Origin of the sequence: Staphylococcus sp. GDY8P131P (assembly GCF_017891975.1) — a bacterium.
In the GTDB taxonomy this organism is placed as follows: Bacteria; Bacillota; Bacilli; order Staphylococcales; family Staphylococcaceae; genus Staphylococcus; species Staphylococcus nepalensis.
The window spans coordinates 69319-95874 of record NZ_JAESKF010000003.1; the positions used below are offsets into that span (position 1 = coordinate 69319).

Annotated in this window: 27 protein-coding genes and 1 riboswitch; of the genes, 13 read left to right on the forward strand and 14 right to left on the reverse strand. The window is 34.3% G+C overall.

Annotated elements, in window-relative coordinates:
- Nucleotides 1-74: 74 nt before the first annotated feature.
- From ahpF to KA894_RS03665, 8 genes are all read right to left on the reverse strand, one after another.
- Nucleotides 75-1598: an alkyl hydroperoxide reductase subunit F gene (gene ahpF / locus KA894_RS03635; protein ID WP_107643836.1), complete on the reverse strand. Its 1524-nt coding sequence runs from the start codon at nucleotides 1596-1598 to the stop codon at nucleotides 75-77.
- A gap of 16 nt (nucleotides 1599-1614) precedes the next feature.
- Nucleotides 1615-2184 carry an alkyl hydroperoxide reductase subunit C gene (gene ahpC, locus KA894_RS03640; protein WP_096811045.1) on the reverse strand — a complete coding sequence of 190 codons (570 nt, stop codon included), beginning with the start codon at nucleotides 2182-2184 and terminating at the stop codon, nucleotides 1615-1617.
- A 364-nt stretch (nucleotides 2185-2548) separates the two neighbouring features.
- Nucleotides 2549-3259 carry an ABC transporter permease subunit gene (locus KA894_RS03645; RefSeq protein ID WP_119488035.1) on the reverse strand — a complete coding sequence of 237 codons (711 nt, stop codon included), beginning with the start codon at nucleotides 3257-3259 and terminating at the stop codon, nucleotides 2549-2551.
- A 1-nt stretch (nucleotide 3260) separates the two neighbouring features.
- The gene (locus KA894_RS03650) at nucleotides 3261-4109 is read right to left on the reverse strand and encodes an ABC transporter ATP-binding protein (protein WP_096811043.1); all 849 of its coding nucleotides are present in this window, start codon (nucleotides 4107-4109) and stop codon (nucleotides 3261-3263) included.
- A gap of 96 nt (nucleotides 4110-4205) precedes the next feature.
- Entirely contained in the window at nucleotides 4206-5144 is a 939-nt protein-coding gene (locus tag KA894_RS03655; protein WP_119488037.1) for a LytTR family transcriptional regulator DNA-binding domain-containing protein, read from the reverse strand.
- Nucleotides 5145-5396: 252 nt separating this feature from the next.
- Nucleotides 5397-5600 (reverse strand): hypothetical protein, encoded by a 204-nt coding sequence (locus KA894_RS14910; protein ID WP_390173768.1) that lies wholly within the window; start codon nucleotides 5598-5600, stop codon nucleotides 5397-5399.
- A 42-nt stretch (nucleotides 5601-5642) separates the two neighbouring features.
- Complete coding sequence (locus tag KA894_RS14915; RefSeq protein WP_232514185.1) at nucleotides 5643-5747, reverse strand: helix-turn-helix domain-containing protein; 105 nt, start codon at nucleotides 5745-5747, stop codon at nucleotides 5643-5645.
- A gap of 304 nt (nucleotides 5748-6051) precedes the next feature.
- Nucleotides 6052-8043 carry a catalase gene (locus KA894_RS03665; RefSeq protein WP_115342444.1) on the reverse strand — a complete coding sequence of 664 codons (1992 nt, stop codon included), beginning with the start codon at nucleotides 8041-8043 and terminating at the stop codon, nucleotides 6052-6054.
- 336 nt (nucleotides 8044-8379) lie between these two features.
- Here KA894_RS03665 and nfsA point away from each other — a divergent pair, with 336 nt between their 5' ends.
- Both nfsA and KA894_RS03675 read left to right on the forward strand, forming a co-directional pair.
- Nucleotides 8380-9135, forward strand: coding sequence for an oxygen-insensitive NADPH nitroreductase (gene nfsA / locus KA894_RS03670; protein WP_210133702.1), 756 nt, complete (start codon nucleotides 8380-8382; stop codon nucleotides 9133-9135).
- A 77-nt stretch (nucleotides 9136-9212) separates the two neighbouring features.
- A complete protein-coding gene (locus KA894_RS03675) occupies nucleotides 9213-9782 on the forward strand; it encodes a hypothetical protein (RefSeq protein WP_096811246.1) in 570 nt (189 codons plus the stop codon).
- Between the two features lie 311 nt (nucleotides 9783-10093).
- Here KA894_RS03675 and KA894_RS03680 read toward each other — a convergent pair whose 3' ends face one another.
- The 4 genes from KA894_RS03680 to KA894_RS03695 form a co-directional block, all read right to left on the reverse strand.
- Nucleotides 10094-11476 carry an L-cystine transporter gene (locus KA894_RS03680; protein WP_096811245.1) on the reverse strand — a complete coding sequence of 461 codons (1383 nt, stop codon included), beginning with the start codon at nucleotides 11474-11476 and terminating at the stop codon, nucleotides 10094-10096.
- Nucleotides 11477-11729: 253 nt separating this feature from the next.
- Nucleotides 11730-12779, reverse strand: a complete 1050-nt coding sequence (locus KA894_RS03685) for a prolipoprotein diacylglyceryl transferase (protein WP_119488184.1) — start codon at nucleotides 12777-12779, stop codon at nucleotides 11730-11732.
- Between the two features lie 121 nt (nucleotides 12780-12900).
- On the reverse strand, nucleotides 12901-13566 hold the full coding sequence (locus KA894_RS03690; RefSeq protein ID WP_119488185.1) for a hypothetical protein: 666 nt from the start codon (nucleotides 13564-13566) through the stop codon (nucleotides 12901-12903).
- A gap of 300 nt (nucleotides 13567-13866) precedes the next feature.
- Nucleotides 13867-14280 (reverse strand): general stress protein, encoded by a 414-nt coding sequence (locus KA894_RS03695; protein WP_096811037.1) that lies wholly within the window; start codon nucleotides 14278-14280, stop codon nucleotides 13867-13869.
- Nucleotides 14281-14506: 226 nt separating this feature from the next.
- A riboswitch (purine riboswitch) is annotated at nucleotides 14507-14609 on the forward strand.
- Between the two features lie 244 nt (nucleotides 14610-14853).
- Here KA894_RS03695 and xpt point away from each other — a divergent pair.
- From xpt to guaA, 4 genes are read left to right on the forward strand one after another with little or no spacing between them, the layout of a single operon-like run.
- On the forward strand, nucleotides 14854-15435 hold the full coding sequence (xpt, locus tag KA894_RS03700; RefSeq protein WP_096811036.1) for a xanthine phosphoribosyltransferase: 582 nt from the start codon (nucleotides 14854-14856) through the stop codon (nucleotides 15433-15435).
- Entirely contained in the window at nucleotides 15432-16700 is a 1269-nt protein-coding gene (pbuX, locus tag KA894_RS03705; protein WP_096811035.1) for a xanthine permease PbuX, read from the forward strand. Before xpt ends, pbuX begins: the two co-directional genes overlap by 4 nt.
- A 37-nt stretch (nucleotides 16701-16737) precedes the next feature.
- Entirely contained in the window at nucleotides 16738-18204 is a 1467-nt protein-coding gene (gene guaB / locus KA894_RS03710; RefSeq protein WP_096811034.1) for an IMP dehydrogenase, read from the forward strand.
- Nucleotides 18205-18224: 20 nt separating this feature from the next.
- Nucleotides 18225-19766 carry a glutamine-hydrolyzing GMP synthase gene (guaA, locus tag KA894_RS03715; RefSeq protein WP_096811033.1) on the forward strand — a complete coding sequence of 514 codons (1542 nt, stop codon included), beginning with the start codon at nucleotides 18225-18227 and terminating at the stop codon, nucleotides 19764-19766.
- A gap of 93 nt (nucleotides 19767-19859) precedes the next feature.
- On the opposite strand, the gene KA894_RS03720 is transcribed toward guaA, so the two are convergent.
- Both KA894_RS03720 and KA894_RS03725 read right to left on the reverse strand, forming a co-directional pair.
- On the reverse strand, nucleotides 19860-20996 hold the full coding sequence (locus KA894_RS03720) for a site-specific integrase (protein WP_210133703.1): 1137 nt from the start codon (nucleotides 20994-20996) through the stop codon (nucleotides 19860-19862).
- A 94-nt stretch (nucleotides 20997-21090) separates the two neighbouring features.
- Nucleotides 21091-21768 carry a helix-turn-helix domain-containing protein gene (locus KA894_RS03725; protein WP_210133704.1) on the reverse strand — a complete coding sequence of 226 codons (678 nt, stop codon included), beginning with the start codon at nucleotides 21766-21768 and terminating at the stop codon, nucleotides 21091-21093.
- A 163-nt stretch (nucleotides 21769-21931) separates the two neighbouring features.
- Between KA894_RS03725 and KA894_RS03730 the strand changes: the two genes are divergently transcribed.
- From KA894_RS03730 to KA894_RS03760, 7 genes are all read left to right on the forward strand, one after another.
- Nucleotides 21932-22141 (forward strand): helix-turn-helix domain-containing protein, encoded by a 210-nt coding sequence (locus KA894_RS03730; RefSeq protein ID WP_210133705.1) that lies wholly within the window; start codon nucleotides 21932-21934, stop codon nucleotides 22139-22141.
- Entirely contained in the window at nucleotides 22142-22402 is a 261-nt protein-coding gene (locus KA894_RS03735; RefSeq protein ID WP_210133706.1) for a DNA-binding protein, read from the forward strand. It abuts the gene before it with no gap.
- Between the two features lie 28 nt (nucleotides 22403-22430).
- The gene (locus KA894_RS03740; RefSeq protein WP_210133707.1) at nucleotides 22431-22571 is read left to right on the forward strand and encodes a hypothetical protein; all 141 of its coding nucleotides are present in this window, start codon (nucleotides 22431-22433) and stop codon (nucleotides 22569-22571) included.
- A complete protein-coding gene (locus tag KA894_RS03745; RefSeq protein ID WP_210133708.1) occupies nucleotides 22571-22774 on the forward strand; it encodes a TscA family type II toxin-antitoxin system antitoxin in 204 nt (67 codons plus the stop codon). The genes KA894_RS03740 and KA894_RS03745 overlap by 1 nt, the downstream gene beginning before the upstream one ends.
- Before the next feature lie 4 nt (nucleotides 22775-22778).
- Entirely contained in the window at nucleotides 22779-23087 is a 309-nt protein-coding gene (locus KA894_RS03750) for a hypothetical protein (protein WP_210133709.1), read from the forward strand.
- Between the two features lie 111 nt (nucleotides 23088-23198).
- Nucleotides 23199-25541, forward strand: coding sequence for a phage/plasmid primase, P4 family (locus KA894_RS03755; RefSeq protein ID WP_210133710.1), 2343 nt, complete (start codon nucleotides 23199-23201; stop codon nucleotides 25539-25541).
- 538 nt (nucleotides 25542-26079) lie between these two features.
- The gene (locus KA894_RS03760) at nucleotides 26080-26544 is read left to right on the forward strand and encodes a hypothetical protein (RefSeq protein ID WP_210133711.1); all 465 of its coding nucleotides are present in this window, start codon (nucleotides 26080-26082) and stop codon (nucleotides 26542-26544) included.
- The last annotated feature ends 12 nt before the right edge of the window (nucleotides 26545-26556 follow it).

Here is a 26556-nt window from a genome sequence, read left to right on the forward strand (position 1 = left end):
CTGAAAACATAAAAAAGGAGAACCGATTTGGTCCTCCTAGAAAGTTATCTATTGATTTTAATAGGGCATGTAATTTAGTGACGAATAATATAATCAAATGCATTGAGTGCGGCATTTGCGCCAGCGCCCATTGAAATTATAATTTGTTTGTTACGATCGTCTGTTACGTCACCTGCTGCGAATATGCCAGGAATACTTGTGGCGTTGGTACGATCAATTATAATTTCATTCGCTTGATTTAATTCGACATAATTGTCAAGCCATTCTGTATTTGGTAGTAACCCGATTTGAACGAATATACCTTCCAATTCAACAGTATGGTCTTCGCCCGTTTCTTTGTCTTGGTATTTAAGACCAGTAACTGAATTTTCACCAAGCACTTCAGTAGTTTGAGCATTTTTAATAATTGTAACGTTTGGTAAAGAGCTCAAACGTTCTTGTAGTACGTCATCTGCTTTAAGGCTAGCGTTACGTTCAAATAGTGTTACGTGCTCTACAATACCTGCTAAGTCTATTGCAGCTTCAACACCAGAGTTTCCGCCTCCTACGACAGCGACGTTTTTATTTTCGAATAAAGGACCGTCACAGTGCGGACAGAATGCAACGCCTTTATTGATAAGCGCTTCTTCACCAGGTACTTCTAGTTTCCGCCAACGTGCACCTGTAGCAATGATAACAGTTTTACTTTGTAATTTAGCGTCATTATCTAAAGTAACAACTATACCGTTATCTGTTTTTTCAATGTCGCTCGCTCTGACACCTGTCATCATATCAACATTATACTGTTTTACATGATCTTCAAGTGCAGATGAAAACTTAGGCCCGTCTGTTTCTTTAACAGTGACAAAGTTTTCAATTGTTGCAGTATCATTCACTTGCCCGCCGATGCGATCGGCAACAATACCAGTGCGTAATCCTTTACGAGCTGTGTAAATCGCAGCACTCCCACTTGCAGGGCCACCACCAACGATTAACACGTCATAAGGCGCTTTATCATTAAACTCTGATGGGTCTACTTTACTGCCTAATTCAGTTAATATATCTTGAACAGTCATACGGCCATTACCAAATTCTTCACCATTTAAATAGATAGCGGGCACTGCCATGATATCTTCAGATTCATCTCTAAAGATTGCACCATCAACCATAGTGTGAGTGATATTAGGATTTAATAAGCTCATTAAATTTAAAGCCTGAACAACATCAGGGCATTTTTGACATGTTAAACTGATATACGTTTCAAAATTAAGCGGGCGGTCTAAAGCTTTAATTTGATCTATGACAGATTGTTCTTCTTTAGGCGCACGACCACTTACTTGTAATAAAGCTAATACAAGAGAATTAAACTCATGACCCATAGGTAAACCAGCAAATGTTACACCTGTGTCTTCATCAGGTCTATTAACAGTAAAGCTTGGCGTACGTTTTAGGTCTTTTGCTTCAATTGTTATGTTTGAAGACGCTGCAGCTACTTCGTCTAGCAATTCTTTTAATTCTTTAGATTTATCATCTGAACCAAGACTTGCACTTAGTACAACGTCACCTTCCATCAATTGAAGTAATTGTTGCAATTGTGATTTTAGCTGATCATTAAGCATTCAAATCAATGCCTCCTTAGATTTTACCTACTAAGTCAAGACCAGGTTGTAATGTTTCTGAACCTTCTTCCCATTTTGCTGGGCATACTTCACCTGGGTGTTGACGTACATATTGTGCTGCTTTAATTTTGTGTACTAATGTACTTGCATCACGGCCAATGCCGTCTGCATTAATTTCAGCTGCTTGAACAACACCATCAGGGTCTACGATGAATGTACCACGTTGAGCTAAGCCAAGTTCTTCATCTAATACTTCAAAGTTACGAGTGATTGTTTGTGAAGGGTCACCAATCATTGTATATTGAATTTTATTAATCGCTTCAGAATGATCGTGCCAAGCTTTGTGTACAAAGTGAGTATCAGTTGATACTGAATATACATTGACACCTAGTTCTTGTAACTTGTCATATTGTCCTTGTAAATCTTCTAATTCAGTCGGGCATACGAATGAGAAGTCTGCTGGGTAGAAGCAAACGACATTCCAAGCACCTTTTAAGTTTTCATCTGAAACTTCGAAAAACTCATCTTTCTTTGGATCATAAGCGTTAGCTGTGAATGGTAAAATTTCTTTGTTGATTAAAGACATGTAAAACATCCTCCTATTTAATAACTTATTGTTAATGTAAAATATTATTGATTAGATTATTATTATTTCTTAATTATAATAATTCTAATCTTTCATTTTCTATTATTGCATGTAGTACGTATTTCGTCAACAATAGAGGGCTTGAATCATAATAGATTTAAAGCGTGCGCGCTATTTGCGTTGACAGACAATTTGAGTCATGCTTACACATACAAAAATGAAAGCATATACATTGTTTATATAGTCTTTCATAAAATATAAATAACCTTTCAATTCTCAACTAAACATATGAAATTGAGAAGAAAGGCTATAGAATATTGATATAATGCGTTTGAAGTAAATTATAACGAATTTGTGAACATTCTTAACGCTTTCGGAACTTGTAATCATAAACGAATGTTAAAGTAATGATACTTACAATTAACCAAATCATTAAATAAATTAAAGTTAACGTTGCGTGATTTGTTTCTAACTCTAAAACGAGTCCGAAAGGTAACCAGTTTAATACTTTTTCAAAGAAACCTAAATCTAAGACATCCTTCATCATTTCAAATAAAGGTATCATACCAAATATAAAGAAGGGTAGCATTGTATACGTTGTAGCTGCTCCGGTACTGTTAGATAAAAGGCCTAATGTTAAGCCTAATATAAGATAGAAAAACAACATGATCACAAGTCCGATATAAGTTTGAAAACCAAAATGAATAGAACTACCAAGAATTAGGAGACTTAAGATAGTTGTAATGATAGTAAGTATTTTCATTATAATGGCTTTTGATAATAATATCTCAACTTTTGATGCGGGCGTTTCAATTAATCCTTTTAAAGTGCCTTTTTCATTTTCTTCAGCAAACATCGTAATGATTGTCGCAGTTGCCACCATCACAAACGCCATATTAACCACAATAAACTGCATTAGGATTGTGGCTGAAGTAGCGTTGCCTATTTCAGACATTATAAAACTGTAGAAAAAGCTAACAAACAATATAATGATTGGCATAAATATAATAGATGGGTTACGTATGGCTTCTTTTAGATCTTTTTCTAATAGGGCAGATAAACGTGTGGTATTCATATTAAACGAGCTCCTTTCCTGTGATTTTTAAGAATACATCACCTAATGTAGGTAAATCAGAGGAAATATATTTTAAATCATTAGCTTCTAACATATCTGAAATATATTGGGCTGATTCACTAGTCATGGGTAAAGTCTTGGACCGATTGTTTTTGTGCATCACTTTAATCGTATGATTCGAATGATTAAATCTAAAGTTATCAGGTGTATCGATTTCTTTTAGTATGCCAGATTCAATAAATGCGACGCGATGGCATAGATCGTTAGCTTCTTGCATATTATGCGTCGTTAAAAATATCGTTGTACCTCGTTCGTTGAGCGCTTTAAGCCCTTTGTGTATGTGTTGAATTGTTAAGGGATCTAATGAAGCAGTAGGTTCATCCAAAAACAGTAATTCTGGTTCGTGTATCAATGCTTTTGCTAATAAAACGCGCTGCTTCATACCGGCTGATAAATGTTTAACCAATGTTTTTTTATCTTGAGTTAAACCAATAAAATTTAAAGTGTCATCTATTTTTTGTAACGGCACATCATTTAATTTCGCAAATAATTTCAAATTATCTGCAATGCTTTGTCTTTCGTAAGCAGTACTGTGGTCAGAAAGTATACCTATTTGATCTATAAATCCATTAGAACCAATGTTTTCATTACGATAACCTAACACCGTTAGACTACCCTTAGACTGACAGTAGGAACCAGTTAGCATTTTAATTGTCGTCGTTTTTCCAGAGCCGCTTGGGCCAAGAAAACCGAAAATTTCTCCTTTTTTTACGGTGAAACTCATGTTTTGAACAGCATCTTTATTTTTAAAAGACTTCGTTACATTTTCCATTTCAATTACATTATCCATGAAAAAACCTCCTTTTGAAATCAACAACAGTTTATCGTTTACAGGAGCGCTGTACAGTCAAAAGAAGGTGAATTGTATCTATATCACAGTGAAATGTTACTCATAAATATTGAAAAATTGTTCAATATCCTTAGCTTTCTGTCTTGATAAAGGTATTAATGTATCTTTGGAAGTATTAATTCGAATAGAGTAACTATTTTTAGACCATGAAATAATTTCGGTAATTTTTTGTAAATTAATAATATACGAACGGTGGCATCGATAGAAACCATAAGGAATGATAAGCGTTTCTATATTTTGTAATGTCGTGTCATGAATATATTGTTCATCGCCCACATGAATGACTACTTTGCCATCTTGGCTTTCTAAATAATCAATATCTATAGGGTCAAGGAACATTGTTTTTTCATTTGTCTTTACTGTTAGTCTTCTGATCGGCTGACGACTTAAGTGTGTTTGATTTTCGGCAATAGATGATGCATACTTTTCAGAATTGTCGTTGGAAAGCGCTATGGGTTTGAATGAATTTTTGTTAAAACGATAGCAATATTCACTAATTAGAAGCGCTTCTTCAGTGTGATTTGTTAATGAAATAATGGTATTAGATGTACTTAACTCATTAAGTAAATTAATAATCGTATATTTTGTTTCAATTGTGACGTTTTGTAGGGGTTCTTTTATAATAAATTTTGATTCTGGCACTATCACAAGCTTAGCGATATGTAATAGCTTAAGTTCAGAATTAGAAAGTTTTTTAATTCGTTTTTGACTAAATATTGCGAGATTGCATTTGTGTATGATGGTTTCGCTAGCGAGACTGGAGCTATACCATTTGCACCAAAATTTAATGATTTCTTTGACTTTCATACGTTCTGGGAGTGGCTCGTCAAGCGTGTAAGTCTTAAAATGCGCGTAATTATGATTTAAGTTGATAATAGAATATTGAAGTTCGTTTTCTGTCACTATCGTAGCTAGGTGATGTTTGAGTTCAACTTCTTTATCAGCATATATAAACAATTTTACGTTATCAACCATAACTGACACCTCATTTAGTATATTTGTAACATAGTATAACAATCTTATACCGCTGTGTGTGTTCATTTCTAAAAGAAAATAAGAGAGAAATAACAAAAATGCGCTTTGTTACTTCTCTCTTATACTGAGGTAGTTTAATCTATAGCGCACGGAGGTGTTTGCTGCATGTATGATTTATAAATCTCCGTTTAACCAAAAGCGCATGATGTTTTATCTAATGTGTTGGAAACGAACTGTATGAGATTAGACAAATTAATGAAATGTTTGTAGCATCCACCAAATTGTAACAACGACAGGAAAGAAGAGCCACCAGTAATTAGACAGAAATTCCCAACCATCCATAGGATGGTGATTTTGGTTTGAAACAGGTTGTTGGTAGGTTTCGATAGTAGTTTCCTTAAAGTTTTTATCACCTTTAATTAGTTCATCTAGAGAAACATCGAATAAATCACTCATTTTAATGAACATATCAATACTAGGGTAGACTTTATTTAACTCTCATTTAAAAATACTTTGATGTGAAATGTTTAGTATTTCAGCTAGTTCGTCTTGCGACCCATTTTTGAGTTCGCGTTGTTCTTTGATGCTTGAACCAATTTCCATATTAACCACGCCTTGTATTCAAAAATAAAGTAATGTGAGTATAAAGTCACGCGCCTAATTATTTTCTACAAGGCAACTTGAGGTTGCGCTATTGCGCCTTTAGGATTTTTGAAACGTATGCGGGTAAAGCATCATCCATCTATGTCGCCGCAAGCTATAATTAATCTAATATCTACTTACACAATATTTTAATGGATAAAAGAAACGGAGGCGAGAAAAAATTAAAAGTAACAATTTAATTTCTTAACTCGCCCCCAGTAGGAAGGTGACTAACCTGTATATAGTTTGCTAGTGATTAAAAAGATTATCTGTCCCAATATCTTTTGCGTTCAAATGCTTGCACAATTGTTTGAGGGTCATCTGAAACAAAGACACCAGGAGCTTCTAAATTTAACTTAGCACCTGCTAAGCCTTGAGAAGCTGCTTGGTTCACCACTAATGGTTTATTGTGCTTATACGTGAGTTCTGCGAATTCTTCAACAGGTGGAAGAATGTCGCTGCCATCTGATAAAACGATTAAACTATCAAATAGTGTTGGATGAGCAGTATCAAATGTTTCCGTGATACCGAATTCTTCTGAAATATCTTTAGGGTGCTGTCCAACGAACGCATAATTCAATTTGTTTTCTGTAAATGTTTTAGCGTAAGATTTCAATGTATCCGCACTGATATCGCCATTTACTGCTACTGCTACAGAGTGACCAGCTAATGGAATATCTAGTGTTTCCATTGATAATTTGCTATCTTTTTCGTCTGAATTTACTTCTTCATTTACTTCAGGTACTTCGACACCTACATTTTTAGCTACACGCTCAGCTAAAGTGCGGTCTACCTTATTTAATTGGTTAACTGCATTTTGCTTAACCATAATAGAATCACACATGCCTATTTCAAATGAGAAACCATCTACAGTATGGTCAAATTCAGGTTGCGTTAAACTATTTAAATAAAGTTTAGCTTGGCTATAATAATCTTTGAAACTTTCGCTACGTTTTTGGATTTTACGGCCTTCGACTTTTTCTTGGTAGTGTTCATAGCCGCCTTCTTCTTTAGGTGTTGTATGAGGATCATTGTTGTTAAGTGCGTTTTTATGGTAAGCTACTTGTCCTTTGTTCACGTTCATTTGATGCATGGCATCTCTTTGGTTATTGTGTACCTCGTTAACAGGACGGTTGATTGGTATTTGGTTGAAGTTTGGACCACCTAATCTAGTGATTTGCGTATCTGTATACGAGAATAAACGTCCCTGTAATAATGGGTCATTAGAGAAATCGATACCTGGTACAATATGACCAGGATGGAAAGCCGCTTGTTCAGTTTCGTCAAAAACGTTAGTAACATTTCGATTTAATGTCATTTTACCAACTCTTTGAACTGGGACCTGATCTTCAGGCCAAATTTTAGTTGGATCTAAAATATCAAAATCAAAATCGAATTCTTGTTCAGGACGTATAATTTGGAGACCTAATTCCCATTCAGGGTAATCGCCTTTTTCAATGGATTCATACAAATCTTTACGATGGAAGTCTACGTCCTTACCATGTAACATTTGAGCTTCGTCCCATACTAAACCTTCTAAACCTTGAAGCGGCTTCCAATGGAATTTAACGAAATACGAGCCGCCTTCACTGTTCACTAGACGGAAAGTATGAATACCAAAACCTTCAATCTGTCTGAAGCTCTTAGGTATACCACGATCACTCATTGCCCACACAGTTGTATGTGTTGATTCAGGATTTTGGGCAAAGAAGTCATAAAATGTATCGTGCGCTGTACCACCTTGAGGCATTTCATTGTGTGGTTCTGGCTTAACTGCATGAATTAAATCTGGGAATTTGATTGCGTCTTGGATAAAGAATACTGGGATGTCATTTCCTACTAAATCAAAAATGCCTTCATCTGTGTAGAATTTTGTGGCAAAACCACGTACGTCTCTGACTGTATCTGGAGAACCTTTAGAGCCTTGAACGGTTGAAAATCTAACAAACACTGGCGTTGTTTTTTCGGGGTGTGTTAAAAAGTCTGCAGAAGTGTATTCTGATAAATCTTTATATACTTGGAATTCACCGTGAGCTCCAAAACCGCGTGCATGAACGACGCGTTCTGGGATACGTTCATGGTCGAAATGCATGATTTTTTCTCTGAAATGGAAATCTTCTAATAAGCTGGGGCCACGTTCTCCTACTGTTAAGGTATTTTCATCTTCGCTTATTTTGACACCATTATTCGTCGTCATTGCTTTTTCGTCATTGTCTTTTTCTACATTTTTTAATTGATCTTGTTTTTTGTTACTCAAAATAATTCCCCCCTTACATTATGAGTTCCACGTTAATGGGTTTAGAAAACATTTTAGTTGTAAATGATTGATTATATAATGAAGTTTTCATCAATATGATTTGAACATGTATAAAAAGCATTGTCACGCAAAGGAAAGCAGGTCGAAATTAATTTTTAACTATTATGTCATGCGTTTCAAAAATTCATTTACAAATATAGCACTAATTTAATTTATATCAGTATTCAATTATTTTGAAATAATAAAAAATGGGTAAACAGATAATGAGCAATTAAATACAAGCTTTGTTATCATTTAAATACTATAAACATTTACATAAAGAGGAGCGGATATGACATGTCTGATTATGTATACAACTTATTGAAAAAACATCATTCGGTTAAAAGTTTCAAGAAAGATCCTGTCTCAGAAGAGAGCGTTAAACAATTAATTGAAGCAGGGCAAAGTGCTTCGACATCCAGTTATTTACAAGCGTATTCAATTATCGGTATTGATGACCCTGAGGTTAAAGAAGATTTGAAAGAAGTCTCTGGTCAACCCTATGTAGTTGAAAATGGCTATTTGCTCGTCTTTGTAATGGATTATTATAGACATGCAATTGTGAATGAAAATTCTAAAAATGATATGTCGACGTCTTTTGAATCAGCAGAAGGACTATTAGTAGGTACAATTGATGCGGCATTAGTTGCTCAAAATATTGCTACTACGGCTGAGGATATGGGCTACGGCATGGTCTATTTAGGATCGCTTAGAAACGATGTTGAACGTGTACGTGAAATTTTAGAATTGCCAGAGCATACTTTCCCGTTGTTTGGAATGGCATTGGGTATACCAGCAGATAACGAAAATGGTAGCCCTAAACCACGTTTACCAATCGAGCATGTCTTCCATCAAAACAAGTATAACAGCGATAAAGAAGTGCAACGGAGAGCATTAAGTGCTTATGATCAAACAGTTAGTAAGTATTATGCATCTCGCACAAATGGAGAACGTAGTGAAACATGGTCAGAACAAATCTCTAATTTTATGAGTGCTAAACAGAGATTAGATATGTTAGAGCAATTGAATAAATCAGGTTTTATTCAAAAATAGTAAACTGACAACTTCTGTTGAACACCATTTAGGATGGGGAAAGTTCATCTCTTAGAAAGGGGTTGGTTATGTTGAGCATGTTTGACAAGTTATTTGGAAAGAAGACGCATGGAGATTCCAATGCAAATAAAAACTATATTTACTCTTCTAGCAGTAAACTAACCCCTCAAGAAGCTCAAGCCTATTGGGTAAAGATGGCTCAAAAATTAATCGTCGGAGCGATAAATTCAGTTGATCATACAGCAGAGCGCGTATTTATCCTTGTTTCGTTCAATGAGAATGACTCCACGATAGATATATTCTTTCAAATGGACGGCCAGTTAAGAATGTGGAATGATTTAGATAACCAAACGCATAAAAACATTATATCTAATAGCCTAATTTCACAAGCACCTAATCTCGTTAAGCATGTGAACTGCCTGTATGACAGTGTTGATATCACACGGCTTGCCTATTCACAAATTCAATATGAGTTCGAGAGTAAGGCTTGGTATTTACATGATATTAGTGAAGATAGTGCAGAAGCCTATTTAGATAAAAACCCAGCTTTTTTAAAGTGGTTTGATGATGTATCTAACACAATAGATTCAATTCCATTAGATGGTAAACAGAAAATTACTTGGGGTCCATTTAAACCTGAATATTAATGACTAAAAGCACGTTTCTTGGATATNNATATCCAAGAAACGTGCTTTTTTGATTATTAAAATAATATATAGTTTATATATTTAAGAAAGCATTATGAACATCTAAGAGCTAAAAAATAACAACTTATTCAATTGTTTATTAAAAACGTCTGCTTACATAAATGAATTGAAATCACCCTAGATAAAATTGATTTTAGACATAAAAATAACTCCTTCTAAAAAGTTTTCACTGTTAAGTGTCTACTTTAGAAGGAGCATCGTAATGGATGTCTTAGTTCTAATCTATATTCGGGGTAAAAGGTAATGATAGATTAGGAACTTGTAATTTCACCATAATCTTTGGAATGATAAGTGTCAGAATCTAAGTTGTTTGTTAGTTTAGCAGTGCCAGCACCTGCAAGCATAGAGTCGTTAACATTTAATGCGGTACGACCCATGTCAATCAATGGTTCTACAGAGATTAACACCCCTGCTAATGCAACTGGTAAGTTTAATGTAGACAACACAATGATAGAAGCAAATGTTGCTCCGCCTCCGACACCAGCTACACCGAATGAACTGATAATAACAATGCCAATTACAGATAAAATAAATTGCAAGTTAACTTCGACGCCAGCTGCTGGTGCTACCATGACAGCAAGCATCGCTGGATAGATACCAGCACAGCCATTTTGACCAATTGAAAGACCGAATGAAGCTGAGAAGTTAGCAATACCATCTGGTACACCTAAACGGTTTTTTTGTGTTTGAACGTTTAGAGGTAACGCCCCTGCACTTGAGCGAGATGTAAACGCAAATAAGAGTACTTCAGATGTTTTCTTAACAAATGTAACGGGGTTCAAGCCGATACCTGTCACGATAATCAAATGAATGATATACATAACAATCAATGCTGCATAAGATGCAATCACAAATTTACCTAATGTCCATATTGCGCCAAAATCACTTGTTGCGATGGTATTCGCCATGATAGCTAAAATACCATAAGGTGTTAAGCGTAATACAAAAGTTACGATAGACATAACAATACTATAAATAGCATCGATACCGCGTTTAAGTAAATGTCCGCTTTCAGGTTGTTTACGCATAACGCGTAAAAATGCAAAGCCGACAAACGCAGCAAAGATAACTACAGCAATTGTAGAAGTCGTACGTTGGCCAGTGAAATCTAAGAATGGGTTAGTTGGTAATAACTCTAAAATTTGTTGAGGTAACGTACTCGCTGTCATATCTTTAGCTTGGCTTGCAAGTTCACTACCTCTTGAACTTTCAGCGCTACCTAAATCGATTGTTGAAGCGTCTAAACCAAATACTAAGGCTGAAATAATACCAATGACTGCTGCAATTGCAACAGTACCGATTAAGAAAATGAAGATGTAAATGCCAATTTTAGCAAATTTTTCTCCAATTTGGATTTTTGTAAAAGCTGAAACGATTGAAATGAAAATTAAAGGTATAACAATCATTTGTAAGAATGAGATGTAGCCATCTCCAACGATACTAAACCAATCTGTTGTTTGTTTAGTAACCTTTGAATCCACACCGTAAATTAAATGGATAGCGATCCCAAAGACAATCCCAATGCCTAACGCTGTGAAGACACGTTTAGGAAATGAAACGTGTCTTCTTGCCATTACATATAAACCGATGAGGAAGGCCACAAAAATAACGATATTAAGAATTGTTAATAACATAAAAACAGGACCTACACTTTCTAAATTTAAATTAATTTTTTGAAATCCGATACGCATACTAAGGATAGTAGCAAAACAAATAATATTCAAGTCAATTACTCAAAAAATTTTAAGAAATTTATATAACACCCAATTTGTGGTAGTTGTATATAGGATATACATGCGGTTGGAACAAGGCATAAATGGATTGGAGTAGGGGGGGTTAAACATAAAAAAGCCATCCTAATTTTAGGATGGCGTGCTATTTTCACTATTATAAATTGAATAAACGTGCAAAAAATCCTTTGCGTTCTTCTTTAGGTTCTTCTTTAGCTATTGGTGAAGAATAAGAAGGTGTCTCTTGAGATGCATCTGTTTCTTGTCCTGGCGTATTTGATTCGTTAGTAGTTGATACGGTTTCTTCTTTATTATCGATGTCTGTAGGTTGTACACTTTCATCGTTTTCTTTATTAGACTCCGCATCGGCGCTTTGCTCTGATTCATCAGTGGATGCTTCACGCTTAGTTGCACCACTTTCAGGTGTTGCTTGGTCATTTTCTGGATTTGTTGATTGTTCAGAAGGTTGTTCGCTAATTTGAGTGATTTCTTCGCTTTCAGTTTGGATTGACGCATTTTTGGCACTATCGTTTGCAGCGTCATCAACGGACTTATCCGTTTCTTTATCGTCTGATTTTGCTGATACTTGCTCAGTTGTATTTTCTGTGAACGAAGTTGTTTGATCATCCGAAGTTGTTTGGTTAGTGTGTACTTGTTCTGTTTCAACATTGGATTTCACAAGTTCAGTTTGCTCTTTTTGTGAATCTTGGATAACACTCTGAGTAGATTTAATCTCATCTGTTGATGATTGAATCGCTTTTAGAGATTCTGTATTCTCTTCTAATTGAGATGTAATTTGGTTTTGCATTTTGTGCAATTCTTGTTGTTGATGATGAACTTGGTTAATCATTTGACCAAGCATTTGGCGCTCGTCACGCATTTTTTGGATTTCACTGCGTAAGTCTTCAATGAGTAAAGAAACATTTTGGTCAGAAGGAAGATTGTTATCATCATCCTTGACTAATACTTGTAAGAAGTCTTTTTCTTTTTCAAGTTCTTCGAAAGCCAAGTCATAACTATTCGTTTGTTTGACTTTTTCAGCGATATCTTGGAATAATTCGATATCTTCCTCTTGGAAATCTGTGGCTTCACGACCACGGTATTCAGTCTTGCTAAGTTGGTAACCGCGTTCTTCTAAATGCTGAACGATTTTACGGACTTGTTTTTCGCTTAGCTCAACGCGTTGTGCAAATTCTTTAGTTAACATAGAAATAAGTCCTTTCATCATAATTTTTATGTATACCGACGTTTGTCTTCGGTTAGTGAAACGTCAGCCTTACCTCTATGCTAGTCTAAACTGTTTTTATAGTGATTTCAAGTGGTGTCTTCTATGATTTACGTAAGTTCATCTCTTCTAATAACGGATAAATAATACTTCTAGAAATTCTATTAGCAAAGACATATTTTAAGATATAGTTAGATTTGATGCTTGGTCCGTAAATATCTTTAGTGAGCTCGATATTTGATTTGATATATAAATCTTTAGGTAACCCTTCCGAGAAACCGTCTGAATTGGGCGCTAAATAGTCAAGGTCATACTGTTTTTCGAAACCATGATTAAATAAGAAATCACGTCTATGGTTCAAAATTGCTTTTTCTTCTTCTGAAACTTGGTCAGGTTCTTTAGGCACTTCTAGCATAATAAAATTGACATCATGCGCATGTAATTGATTCGATAAATAACTAATTTCCTTTTCTATACGCCCTAAAGTTTTGGTGATTATTTCATCATGGTCTGGTTGATCGTTTGCGACGAGATAAATTAAAAAAGAAGAATTTGTAGTAGCTTCATAATGTGCTGTAGCCAAGCTGACAACTCCATTTGATTGTATCCCAACTAAAAAGATATAATCATCTTTGGTATGTTCATTTTTTAAAGATTGCTTAAATATTTGTTCATCTTCAGATAAATCAATGCCGAATTGTTTATCATATAACGCCAATGCGGCTTTGAATAACGGATCATCGATTGATTGAATCGTTTTAAATTCCATAGAAAGACGTCCCCCCAATAATAATGCGTTCATTATAACATAGTAAAACAGTGGACATAAGTTGCTTAAAGATTTTAAAAATAATTTTATGCGTTGAAGAAGTCAAAGAGGGGCGAGACAGAAATCAAAATAATTAAATTGATTTCATATGCTCGCCCCTAATAAAGGTGGCTAAAATTTTAAAATATCATATATGTATATTTTAAAAATGAGCCACTTATCATATAAGTTTAGTATATTGATATAAACATAGGTCTACCATTACTTAAGCCACTCAACGAGTATGAATGATTAAGAAGGTTAAGATTTTGGTCCTTCGGTCTCTTCTGAATAATGCGTGCCTTCAAAAAGATCAGTAGCATAAGCAGCGTTGGCTTCTTGAACTTCTTCATGAGAAGAACGATCCTTAGCAGCGATAATAAGATAATTATTATCTAAAATTTCTTTCTTATAACGCTCTTTATCATAATCACTAATATCATAATAAGATAAAACCACTTCTTCGCCATCTTCGCCAGTTAAAATTTTAGCCATTTTGTCACTAAATGAACCGCTTGTAGCTGTTAAGTTCACTTCAGAATCGTGTAATTCTTCGAAATGCAATTTAGTCTTACTTATAACTGAAATTTCGGATTCAGCATATCCTTCAGAAAGTTTCTTTTCAATTGTAGGCAGTATTTCTTCTCTACTTTGTATGATTGTAAAATCAGCCATTGTTTGTCCCTCCGTCCGTTTTTCTATTACTTCTATAATGTGTTCCCTATTAATGATTAGATAAAACGAATACAATTTTATTATATAATGAAGTTACGCATCTGACAATCTTGATTTTACAGTAAAGAAAACGTTTACTAAAGTACATATTTAATAATAAATCTATCTTTTTAAAACGCTTACTTATAATAATTGTATTGAAAACAACGCGAAAATTTGCTATCATCAGTTAATAATTTATCTAACTCATATAATCTAGAGGATACGGCTCTAGAAGTTTCTACCATGTTGCCATTAACGACATGACTATGAGTAACCAATACAATACGAGACATTCAACTTCAATCGTTTTAAAGTATGATTTGGGAAATGTACCTTTTAATTAGCACACTTATAAACCATTGTTGTTTTTCATTTTTACATAAATAGGGAAATGAATGTAGAAGCATTGATTAATGCAGCGCAAGTTGTAAGTTGAACATCACTTCTTTATAGTATTGCACGTTCACTCATAGATCCTGAAACTAGGTTAGTTTAGGATTTTTTTGTATACAAAATGAGGAGGTTTTTTGAGTGGATTTGTTAAAACGGAAAGTTGAGGCAGACGGCGTTGTTATTGATGAGAAGATTTTGAAGGTAGATGGATTTCTAAATCATCAAATTGATGCAAAGCTGATGCACGACGTAGGGCTAACGTTTTATAATCAATTTAAAGATGAAGGGGTTACTAAAGTATTAACCATTGAAGCATCTGGTATTGCACCAGCGATTATGGCAGCGATGCATTTTGATGTACCGTGTTTATTTGCTAAAAAAGCAAAACCAAGTACATTAACCAAAGAGGCTTACTACGCTGATATCCATTCATTCACCAAAAATACGACAAGTACTGTTATGGTTTCAGATGAATTTTTAGATAAAAATGATCGAGTATTAATCATAGACGATTTCTTAGCTAATGGCGATGCATCGTTAGGCTTAAATGAGATTGTTAAACAAGCAAATGCTGAAACTATAGGTGTTGGCATTGTAGTGGAAAAAAGTTTTCAACCAGGGAGAGCGCGTTTGGAAAAAGCTGGGTTGAAAGTTTCATCCCTATGTAAAGTTGCTTCTCTTAGTGGTAATAAAGTGACATTTGTTGAGGAACAATCATGAAAACCTTTATTTTAAGTTTACAACATCTCTTAGCGATGTACGCTGGTGCAATTCTTGTACCGATAATTGTCGGGACGAGCTTAGACTTCACGCCAGAACAAATTGCATTTTTAGTTACTGTAGATATTTTTATGTGCGGTGTGGCTACATTCTTGCAAGTGTGGAAAGGGACAGGTACTGGTTTACCCATTGTCTTAGGCTGCACATTCACTGCAGTTGCGCCGATGATTTTAATTGGCCAAACGAAAGGCATAGGCGACTTATATGGTTCCCTCTTTTTATCAGGTATATTAGTCGTTATAATCGCACCATTCTTTTCTTATTTAGTTAAATTCTTCCCGCCTGTTGTAACAGGTAGTGTGGTTACTATCATAGGTATTAATTTAATGCCAGTAGCAATGAATTATTTGGCGGGTGGAGAAGACGCTAAAAACTTTGGTGACGCTAAGCATATCATGCTCGGTGTTATCACATTAATTGTCATATTAATTGTACAACGCTTTACAGTCGGTTTCTTAAAATCGATTGCCATATTGATTGGTTTGGTTGTTGGCACCGTCTTAGCTTCAACGTTTGGCATTGTAGACGTTAAACAAGTTGGAGAAGCCCATTGGTTTGCATTGCCACAACCGTTTAGATTTTCAACATTCAGTTTTGATTTTGGTGCAACTTTAGTGTTCTTTATCGTTGCATTAGTCAGCTTGATAGAATCAACAGGTGTTTACCACGCATTAAGTGAAATTACAGGGAAGCGCTTAGAGAGAAAAGATTTTCGTAAAGGCTATACTGCTGAAGGTATCGCGATTATTTTAGGCTCTATTTTTAATGCATTTCCGTATACAGCATATTCTCAAAACGTGGGACTAGTATCATTATCAGGCGCTAAAAAGAATAAAGTCATTTATGGTATGGTCATCCTACTCATCATTTGTGGCTGTATTCCTAAATTAGGCGCTTTAGCTAATATGATCCCGCTGCCTGTATTAGGCGGCGCGATGATAGCTATGTTTGGCATGGTAATGGCATATGGTGTTAGTATATTAGGTAATATTAATTTCAAGAATCAAAATAATTTGTTGGTTATTGCGGTATCAGTTGGACTAGGAACGGGTATAAGTGCAGTACCACAAGCATTTCAAGCTTTAGGCGACCAATTCGCATGGTTGACTCAAAATGGTATTGTACTTGGTGCTATTTCAGCAATTGTTTTGAATTTCTTTTTTAACGGCATTAAGAATCAACAAAATGTAGAAACTATGGAATAATGGAGCTATAAAACAAATATTAGGAGGCTGTATTCATATGTGGGAAAATAAATTTGAAAAAGAATCTTTAACTTTTGACGATGTGTTATTGTTGCCAGCAGAATCAGATGTATTACCGAAAGAAGTAGATTTAAGTGTTCAATTATCAGAAGGTATTAAACTGAATATTCCTGTTATTTCAGCAGGTATGGATACTGTAACGGAATCTAAAATGGCTATCTCAATGGCGAGACAAGGTGGCCTAGGTGTTATTCATAAAAACATGAATATCGAAGATCAAGCAGATGAAGTCCAAAAAGTGAAACGTTCCGAAAATGGTGTCATTTCAAATCCGTTCTTCTTAACGCCAGAAGAAAGTGTGTTTGAAGCAGAGGCATTAATGGGCAAATACCGCATTTCAGGTGTGCCAATTGTAAATAATGAAGAAGATAAAACATTAGTTGGTATTTTGACTAATCGTGACTTACGTTTTATTGAAGATTTTTCTATAAAAATTTCAGATGTTATGACGAAAGAAAATTTAATCACAGCCCCAGTTGGTACTACACTAGATGAAGCAGAAGAATTATTACAACAACATAAAATTGAGAAGTTACCTTTAGTTAAAGACGGGAAATTAGAAGGTTTAATCACAATTAAAGATATTGAAAAAGTACTTGAATTCCCAAATTCTGCTAAAGATAAACTTGGCAGACTATTAGTAGGCGCAGCAATCGGCATCGCAAAAGATACCGATATCCGTGCTGAAAAATTAGTTGAAGCTGGCGTAGACGCATTAGTTATTGATACAGCTCACGGACACTCTAAAGGCGTATTAGAACAAGTTAAACATATTAAAGAAAAATTCCCACAAGTTACATTAATTGCCGGAAACGTAGCTACTGCTGCAGGTACGAAAGCTTTATATGAAGCGGGTGCTGATGTTGTTAAAGTTGGTATCGGTCCTGGTTCAATTTGTACAACACGTGTTGTTGCAGGCGTTGGTGTACCACAAATTACAGCAGTGTACGACTGTGCTTCAGAAGCGCGTAAACAAGGTAAAGCGATTATCGCTGATGGTGGTATTAAATTCTCAGGTGACATCATTAAAGCGCTAGCTGCTGGCGGACATGCAGTTATGTTAGGTAGCTTGCTTGCAGGTACTGAAGAAAGCCCAGGCGATACAGAAGTATTCCAAGGTAGACAATATAAAGTGTACAGAGGTATGGGCTCATTAGGTGCAATGGAAAGTGGTTCAAACGATCGTTATTTCCAAGAAGATAAAACACCGAAAAAATTCGTTCCAGAAGGTATTGAAGGACGTATTGCTTACAAAGGCCCATTACAAGACACAATTTATCAACTTATGGGCGGCGTAAGATCAGGTATGGGTTACACTGGTTCAAGTAACTTAGAAGCGTTAAGAGAAGAAGCTCAATTCACACGTATGGGACCAGCTGGTTTAGCAGAAAGCCACCCACATGATGTGCAAATTACAAAAGAATCACCCAATTATTCATTCTAAGTTAAAGGAGATTTAAATCTATGGAAATGGCGAAAGAGCAAGAGCTCATACTTGTTTTAGACTTTGGTAGCCAATATAACCAATTAATCACACGTCGTATACGTGAAATGGGCGTGTATAGTGAGTTACATGACCATGAAATTAGTATTGAAGAAATTAAACGTTTGAACCCGAAAGGTATTATCCTTTCAGGAGGACCTAATTCAGTATATGAGGAAGATTCATTCACAATTGATCCAGAGATTTACAATTTAGGCGTGCCTATTTTAGGCATTTGTTATGGTATGCAACTAACTACTAAGTTATTAGGTGGAAAAGTTGAACGCGCTAATGAACGCGAATATGGTAAAGCTGTGATTAACGCTAAGACAGATGAGTTATTCTTTGGATTACCTGAAGAACAAAATGTGTGGATGAGTCATTCAGACAAAGTCATCGAAATTCCAGAAGGCTTTGAAGTGATTGCAGACAGTCCAAGTACAAACTATGCAGCAATTGAAGACAAATCGCGTCGTATCTATGGCGTACAATTCCACCCAGAAGTACGCCACACAGAATTTGGCAACGATTTACTGCGTAACTTCGTACGCCGTGTGTGTGACTGTACAGGTGAATGGTCAATGGAAAACTTTATCGATATTGAGGTAGAGAAAATTCGTGGGCTCGTTGGTGACCGTAGAGTACTTTGCGCAATGAGTGGTGGCGTGGATTCATCCGTTGTTGCAGTGCTATTACACAAAGCAATCGGAGACCAATTGACATGTATATTTGTAGACCATGGTTTATTGCGTAAAGGCGAAGGCGACATGGTCATGGAACAATTCGGTGAAGGTTTTAACATGAATATTATTCGTGTTAATGCTCAAGAACGTTTTATGAGTAAATTACAAGGCGTATCAGACCCAGAACAAAAACGTAAAATCATCGGTAACGAATTCGTTTATGTCTTCGATGATGAAGCATCTAAACTAGAAGGTGTAGACTTCTTAGCACAAGGCACGTTGTACACAGATGTTATCGAGTCAGGCACGAAGACAGCACAAACGATTAAATCTCATCACAATGTAGGTGGATTGCCAGAAGATATGGAATTCCAATTAATTGAACCAATTAATACATTATTTAAAGATGAAGTACGTGAATTAGGTATTGAATTAGGCATTCCAGAACACTTAGTATGGAGACAACCATTCCCAGGACCAGGTTTAGGGATTCGTGTACTGGGTGAAATTACAGAAGATAAACTTGAAATCGTACGCGAATCAGATGCGATTTTAAGACAAGTCATCCGTGAAGAAGGTCTTGAACGTGAGGTTTGGCAATATTTTACTGTCTTACCGGGTATTCAATCAGTAGGTGTTATGGGAGATTACCGTACGTATGATCACACTGTAGGTATCCGCGCAGTGACATCTATTGATGGTATGACAAGTGACTTTGCCCGCATTGACTGGGAAGTCTTACAGAAAATTTCAAGCCGCATCGTAAATGAAGTAGACCACGTTAACCGCGTTGTCTATGATATTACTTCTAAACCACCAAGCACAATCGAGTGGGAATAATATATAAGAATAAGAAAAGAGTTAGAAACGTTGCTATAATGCACTTTCTAGCTCTTTTTATTTTGCCTTGAATACGTTTTGAATACGTTCAGTCTAAAAATTGATATAATTAGCAAATTTTTCGGCTACTTTATCACGTTGTTTTTCAGTAACGTGCGCGTATATATCCATAGTGGTTTTAATGTCACCATGTCCTAGTCTGTCTTGTACTTCTTGAATAGTCAGACCTGCTTCAAATAAAAGTGAGCAATGAACATGACGAAATCCATGTAACTTAATACGTTTTAAGTTATTATTTTTACATATATCATTTAAAGCTTTATTACAGTGTTCAGGATATAAAAGTTTATTAGTGGTAACATCTGTAAACACGTATTGCTTTTTGTTCATAGTATTGTGACCGAATTTTAATGACTCAATACGCTGTTGAGTTTTCCAGTGCTTTAATATATACAACGTTTTATCGTCAATACTGACTGTTCTAAGTGAAGATTTAGTTTTTGGTGCTTGTATGACTAATTTATAGTCTTTACCTCTTGCACATGTTTTGTTTACGGCTATAGTTTTCTTATTAAAATTAATATCTTCCCAAGTTAAAGCCATCAACTCGCCTCGTCTAAAGCCTGTAAAAGCCAAAGTTCTAAACATGGCATGATACATTGGTTTATCTTCTATAAAGCCTAGAAACGTCTGTAATTCGTCACTAGAGTAATAATTGAAAGAATCATCTTGTTTTGCTTCTTTCTTTCGTGGTTGTTTCGTATGTTTGAATGGGTTATCAGTGATAATTTTTAAATTTACAGCATAATCTAACACATTAGAAGCATATATCCTAATAGCTTTCATATCCTTATACTTCTTATTCCATTTATTAATGACTTTTTGACAATATGGAATAGTAATCTTCTTAACTGGTACATCTTTGAAGTGTTCTAAAATTGCAGTGTCAAATAGTGTGAGTACACGCTGGTACGTGCTTTCTCTTACAGTGTTTTGATATTGTTCTAACCATAACTCGTAAACATCTTTAAAAGTTGTAATCTCGTTATTTAGAAATCCATTTTGTTGTATTTCTGTTTGCAACTTAGCTTCTGCAATTTTTGCTTCTCTTTCAGATTTAAAACCACGTCTAGTAGTACGCTTTTGTTTTCCTGTAACTGGATCAGTACCCAAATATGCAACAAACATATAGGCATTAGTGCCGTCTTTTTTCTTATATTTCTTAATCATTTAAATCAATCCTTTCCTCTTTGCCCGCATGCGTGAGATTGGATTGACACACCAGGAAGGAATGGTTACCTCATGGTGTGATGAGAGATTAAGTTTAGATATTTTCGATTTCGATACTAGCTTTTTCAAAAATATCTTTGAATTTTTGCTTAGGAACATTGAATTTTTGATTTGATAAATCGTTACTAAAATCTTTTAATAACTGTTCTCTTAAAAATTGTATAGTTTTGTTTTTGAATATAATTTTCATTCCAACACTTAGTTTTTTGAAATATTCATTAAAAATTTCTTCATCTTCTTTTGTATCAAAATTCATTTGATAAATAATTTTAGAACTTTCTTCTAACCATTCACCTTCATCTTCATGAAAATCAATCCAAATTACTGAATCTATAATCTTAGTTTCATCTATAGCTTTGAAACTAACATCTAATAAGTACCTTGTGTTTTGTTCTGATATTTCGCAAATAGAACCAATATCAACATTGAATTTCTCTATATAATCTGGTGTTGTCTCAATGAAAGAGAAAATGTTATCTGTAGAATCTTCATCTATCGTGAAGTTTATGTCGAAATTAACTGATTCGAAAAATTCACTTACATTAATATTTAAAGCTTTGCATATCTTATTGATTGTTTCGATTTTTATCATTTCAGAATGATTGAAATATATCGGTGTTAGTGTGCTTCTTGCTATTCCCGTTAATGCAGAAAGTCTTGAAATCTTTATTTGTCTTTGACCAAGTAAATCAGAAAGTTTATTTCTTATCATTTTTTGATACCTCCATTGATAGAGTACTGTAAAAAGCCAAAATTAACAACTGATAACTTATTTTGTAGTGCATCTACTTCAAAAGGTATTGACTTTATAAAGTATAGTCTATATACTCATAATTGTAGTACATCTACTACAAAAAGATTCGGAGGTGGACGTGATGGAAAATAACTTTAGAATTTTATTAGCTATGAAAAAGCTAAGAGTTTCTGACGTTTATAAGGACACAGGTATAGCAAAAACTACTTTGTATGGGTTATATAAGGAAACAACTAAAAATCCAGATACTAAAACAGTAATGAAGTTGTGTGAGTATTTTGAAGTAACACCAAATGAGTTTTTTGGAATTGAAGAAAGTGTGGTGAATTAAATGAACCAATTACTAAGTAATGAAGCAAGTCAACAACTTGTGAGCGACATTGTAAGTCTTGCTGAGAAATTAGCAATAGAAAAGGCTAGGCAGTCACAGAAACGTTGGCTAAGACAAAATGAAGTCATGAAAGAGTACCGATGTACACATGGTGATATTACAAATTGGGAAATTGCAGGACTTCGCAAACGTAGGCAAGGTAAGTCATGGTATTACGATCGTAAGGATATTGATGGAGTATTAGAAACATTAAAACAATAACGCCCGCAGCGTGAGAGGAAGAAAGTCTATGAAATATCTACTATATATTTTATTACTATCACTGGTAACAGTATTACTCGGATTAGTATTTGATGTGTTTATAGCAATAGTGTTTTACGGATTTATGGCAGTATCAGGATTTAAATTTAAAAATTTGGAGGCCAAATAATGAATCAACAACAATTAGAAATTTTAACGTTAATATCTTATCAATTAAGAAAAAGTGTTAATGATCAATATGAATCACATGAGCATACAGTAACTGAAAATGGTAAAGAAACAACTTACCAAGTAAATAGAGAGCAACATTTAGAAGAAATAATGAAATGGGTAGTGCAACAATTAAATAATAACTTTAAATTGGAGGACTAGAAAAATGTTATACACAGAAAAAGTAGAAGAGACAGTGGAATATGCAGATTTGATAAATAAGGTTCAAAGTGTATTAGATTATATTAGTTCAGAAGATGAACAATTAAAAAATGATAAGGAGTTTGCAATGAAAAGTAATGAATCAATCGCTTATCAAATGATTAATAACAACATTAAGCAAAATTATATTCTTATATCTACTTTATCAGCGATCAGAAGTGATATTGAGAGTATGTATGATGAAATCCAAATGGATATTAATAAAGAAAAAGCGTCATCTGTAATGTCGGCAAACTCAACAGATAACGCATAGGTAAAATGTATAGGTTATGAAATAATACTATATTTCATTTATATATAGTATAACACTTCATGCCTATATATTAAATAAAAACTTTAAAATACGGGCGACGGGAGTGATTAAGTGGCTATAACAACATTAGATAAAATTGTAGAAGTAAATGCGCTAGAAATACCCGAAGAAATAAAAGAATTGCCACAGTGGGTATTATGGCGCGCTGAATGGGATAGTAAGCAACAACAATATAAGAAAGTACCGTATAGTACACAAGGTTATAAAGCAAGTTCTACAAATACTAATACATGGGTTAAATTTCAAGATGTAGTTTCACTCTTTGATAGCGATAAACAATATAATGGCATAGGTTTTGTATTAAGTAATAATGATAATTATATTTGTTTAGATGTAGATGATGCAGTCAATCCTAACACAGGTCAATTACAAACTGATCTAGCAATAGAAATGACTGAATTAACTTATTGTGAATTATCGCCAAGTGGCACAGGGTTACATTGCTTCTTTAAAGGTAAGTTGCCTGAAGAACGTAAAAAGAAACGTACAGATTTAGACATTGAATTATATGATACAGGGCGTTTTATGACTGTTACAGGTCATTCAATCGGACAAAGTGAAATTTGTGATGAACAGACTGTTATAGATAATATCATTGAACGTTATTTTAAAGCAGAATCTAAAAAACAAAATATAACAATAGCTAAAACTGGTAGTAGTGTTTTTACAGATGATGAAATTGTTAGAATGATGACTAAAAAAAGTAAATATAAGAAATTGCTTGCTGGTGAGTATGAGGATATTTTCGATAGTCCTAGTGAAGCAGTGCAAAGTTTATTAAGAGTATTAGCTTTTTATACTGGTAGAGATAAGTCACAAATGGAGAGAATATTTTTAACATACAATAATCTTACCGATAAGTGGAATGAATCTCGTGGCAATTCAACTTGGGGGAATAACGAATTAGATACAGCTATTGTAAATCAAGAAACGATTTATGAGCCTAATTCGAGAGGTACAGGTCAATCGCTTAGATATACGATATCGCAAATGCGAAAAGAAGAATTAGCATTTATGAAAGCTGAATTTGAAAAAGCTAAAGAAAATGGAGAAGCGTCCGGTCGACCACCCCAAACAATTAGCTCGAATAGATGTGCCGTATTACTTAATGATGTAATAAAATTTGTGATATTTGATTTAGAAGAAAATACAAAACTTGCAATGTACCAAAGTGAAAAAGGTATTTATACACAGAACTATACGATTATTAAACGCATTATTTCTTGGTTAGAACCTAAACACAATGATAAAAAGGCTTCGGAAGTTATATATCATTTAATTAATATGGTAGATGTTGTGGAAAAGACAAATCAACCACATTTGATACCAGTTAATAATGGTGTATTTAACCGAAAAACTATGAGATTAGAAGAATTTACACCTAAATATGTATTTACTACTAAAATTTCTACAAATTACGTGGGAAACCCTAAACAACCTGTAATTAATGGTTGGAGTTTCGATAACTGGTTAGATGAAGTTGCGTGCGGTGATAGAGAAGTTTTTACATTATTATGGCAAGTAATTAACGATTCATTAAACGGAAACTACACACGAAAAAAAGCTATATTTCTTGTGGGCGATGGTAATAATGGTAAAGGAACTTTTCAAGAATTACTTTCTAATTTAATTGGTTTTGATAATGTAGCAAGTTTGAAAGTAAATGAATTTGACCAAGAGTTCAAATTAAGTGTATTGGAAGGTAAAACCCTTGTAATTGGTGATGATGTGCCAGTCGGCGTAAATATTGAGGATAGTTCAAATTTTAATAGTGTAGTTACAGGTGATTCCGTTCTTGTAAATATAAAGAATAAGCAACCATATCGTACAATTTTCAGAACTACTGTAATTCAGTCAACTAACGGCATGCCACGATTTAAAAATAAAACAGGGGGAACTAATAGAAGGTTATTGATTGTTCCATTTAATGCAGATTTTAATGGTACGAAAGAAAATTCTGATATCAAAGACAAATACCTTGCTGATAAAAAAGTACTCGAATATGTACTTAACAAAGCTATAAATTTAAATTTCAATAAGTTTATAGTGCCTAGAGTATCTGCTGAATTATTAGAAGAGTATATTCAAGACAATGATCCAGTATATGATTTTAAAGTAACAGAGTTTGATAAATGGAGAATTGATAAAGTGCCTAAAACAGTTGTCTATTATAGGTATAAAGTTTTTTGTGAATATAGTGGTTATCGTCTACTTTCGGAAAGGAAATTTTATAAAAGCTTTGAACGTTATCTTGATAAATCTTGGAAGGTTGAAAGACCTAGATATTATTCAGTTAATGATTTACAAGTAAAGGTGGGTTATTTCGAACCTACACTTTTACCACATGGAGAACAAAAAATTTCATATGTGAACACAAAATTAAAAGTGGTATAAACAAGGTGTGCATGAAACTGTGCATGAAATAGCAAAAATAAATAAAAATTCGTGCACAGTTGAAAATGTATTGATATGACAGTGTTTATAAGGTATTTAATCACAATTATACAAGTTACTGTGCATGGAATATTTTAACTCGTGCACACCTTCAAACCGTTGGTAATACAGTGTTTATAGCCCTAACTGTGCATGAATTTTCAATTTTAAAGAAGTTAATATACAAATAACTAAAAGAAGTAGGACATTAATATATAAGAAGTTTTTTCTGGAATTTGGCGCACTCGTGCACAGTAAAGCATCATAACCCTTGTGAGAGTAGTGGTTAAGTGTGAGTACGAACTGTGCATGTTGTGCACGAAGTGGCGTTTTTGTGCACAAACTGAGTTAAGAAACGGACAAAAGGAGATCAAGAAAATGAGATACCTATACAATAGTGGCAACAGATATGGAACAGTAGTAACTAAAAATAATGTAAATCATGTGATTATAGAATTAACTTATTAAACATATTTCAAAATAGGAGGACTCATAAACTATGCTAATGCATTCAATACCAACTGATTCATTCGAGTTGAATAAGCAGTATCTCAACGTTAAAGATATTAAGAATTTAGAAAATGATAACAAACCTATTTGTCACATCTATAAAACACAGGGCAAGTACCAATATTTAGAAATAGACTTTATAACATGTGATTGGTGTTTATCTAGTCTAGGTCAGGCAACACTACAAGCTAGGTTAAACAATGAACTTACGTTTATGTGGTTAAGAGGCTGTACATTAAAACTAAATTATACAAGTGTAGGTAACATGACTATCTTTGTACGTGGTGATGATATAGCGATTAACTATTTACTAAAAGAAATTAGTAAACTCACTGTAGATGAAAAGTATTGGCAGAAATATAGAAAAGGTAACCATATGTTAGAAATTGATAGAAATAGTCATAATGTAATGCCAACACACCACATTAAAGGCAATACGCAGAAAATAAGTTAAGGAGTGTTCTCT

Excerpts from the sequence above, each read along its gene's own strand:
- ahpF (WP_107643836.1), bottom strand. The coding sequence starts at position 1,598 with ATGCTTAATGATCAGCTAAAATCACAATTGCAACAATTACTTCAATTG.
- ahpC (WP_096811045.1), bottom strand. The coding sequence starts at position 2,184 with ATGTCTTTAATCAACAAAGAAATTTTACCATTCACAGCTAACGCTTAT.
- KA894_RS03645 (WP_119488035.1), bottom strand. The coding sequence starts at position 3,259 with ATGAATACCACACGTTTATCTGCCCTATTAGAAAAAGATCTAAAAGAA.
- KA894_RS03650 (WP_096811043.1), bottom strand. The coding sequence starts at position 4,109 with ATGGATAATGTAATTGAAATGGAAAATGTAACGAAGTCTTTTAAAAAT.
- KA894_RS03655 (WP_119488037.1), bottom strand. The coding sequence starts at position 5,144 with ATGGTTGATAACGTAAAATTGTTTATATATGCTGATAAAGAAGTTGAA.
- KA894_RS14910 (WP_390173768.1), bottom strand. The coding sequence starts at position 5,600 with ATGAGTGATTTATTCGATGTTTCTCTAGATGAACTAATTAAAGGTGAT.
- KA894_RS14915 (WP_232514185.1), bottom strand. The coding sequence starts at position 5,747 with ATGGAAATTGGTTCAAGCATCAAAGAACAACGCGAACTCAAAAATGGG.
- nfsA (WP_210133702.1), top strand. The coding sequence starts at position 8,380 with ATGTCTGATTATGTATACAACTTATTGAAAAAACATCATTCGGTTAAA.
- KA894_RS03675 (WP_096811246.1), top strand. The coding sequence starts at position 9,213 with ATGTTTGACAAGTTATTTGGAAAGAAGACGCATGGAGATTCCAATGCA.
- KA894_RS03680 (WP_096811245.1), bottom strand. The coding sequence starts at position 11,476 with ATGTTATTAACAATTCTTAATATCGTTATTTTTGTGGCCTTCCTCATC.
- KA894_RS03685 (WP_119488184.1), bottom strand. The coding sequence starts at position 12,779 with ATGTTAACTAAAGAATTTGCACAACGCGTTGAGCTAAGCGAAAAACAA.
- KA894_RS03690 (WP_119488185.1), bottom strand. The coding sequence starts at position 13,566 with ATGGAATTTAAAACGATTCAATCAATCGATGATCCGTTATTCAAAGCC.
- KA894_RS03695 (WP_096811037.1), bottom strand. The coding sequence starts at position 14,280 with ATGGCTGATTTTACAATCATACAAAGTAGAGAAGAAATACTGCCTACA.
- pbuX (WP_096811035.1), top strand. The coding sequence starts at position 15,432 with ATGAAAACCTTTATTTTAAGTTTACAACATCTCTTAGCGATGTACGCT.
- guaB (WP_096811034.1), top strand. The coding sequence starts at position 16,738 with ATGTGGGAAAATAAATTTGAAAAAGAATCTTTAACTTTTGACGATGTG.
- guaA (WP_096811033.1), top strand. The coding sequence starts at position 18,225 with ATGGAAATGGCGAAAGAGCAAGAGCTCATACTTGTTTTAGACTTTGGT.
- KA894_RS03720 (WP_210133703.1), bottom strand. The coding sequence starts at position 20,996 with ATGATTAAGAAATATAAGAAAAAAGACGGCACTAATGCCTATATGTTT.
- KA894_RS03725 (WP_210133704.1), bottom strand. The coding sequence starts at position 21,768 with ATGATAAGAAATAAACTTTCTGATTTACTTGGTCAAAGACAAATAAAG.
- KA894_RS03730 (WP_210133705.1), top strand. The coding sequence starts at position 21,932 with ATGGAAAATAACTTTAGAATTTTATTAGCTATGAAAAAGCTAAGAGTT.
- KA894_RS03735 (WP_210133706.1), top strand. The coding sequence starts at position 22,142 with ATGAACCAATTACTAAGTAATGAAGCAAGTCAACAACTTGTGAGCGAC.
- KA894_RS03740 (WP_210133707.1), top strand. The coding sequence starts at position 22,431 with ATGAAATATCTACTATATATTTTATTACTATCACTGGTAACAGTATTA.
- KA894_RS03745 (WP_210133708.1), top strand. The coding sequence starts at position 22,571 with ATGAATCAACAACAATTAGAAATTTTAACGTTAATATCTTATCAATTA.
- KA894_RS03750 (WP_210133709.1), top strand. The coding sequence starts at position 22,779 with ATGTTATACACAGAAAAAGTAGAAGAGACAGTGGAATATGCAGATTTG.
- KA894_RS03760 (WP_210133711.1), top strand. The coding sequence starts at position 26,080 with ATGCTAATGCATTCAATACCAACTGATTCATTCGAGTTGAATAAGCAG.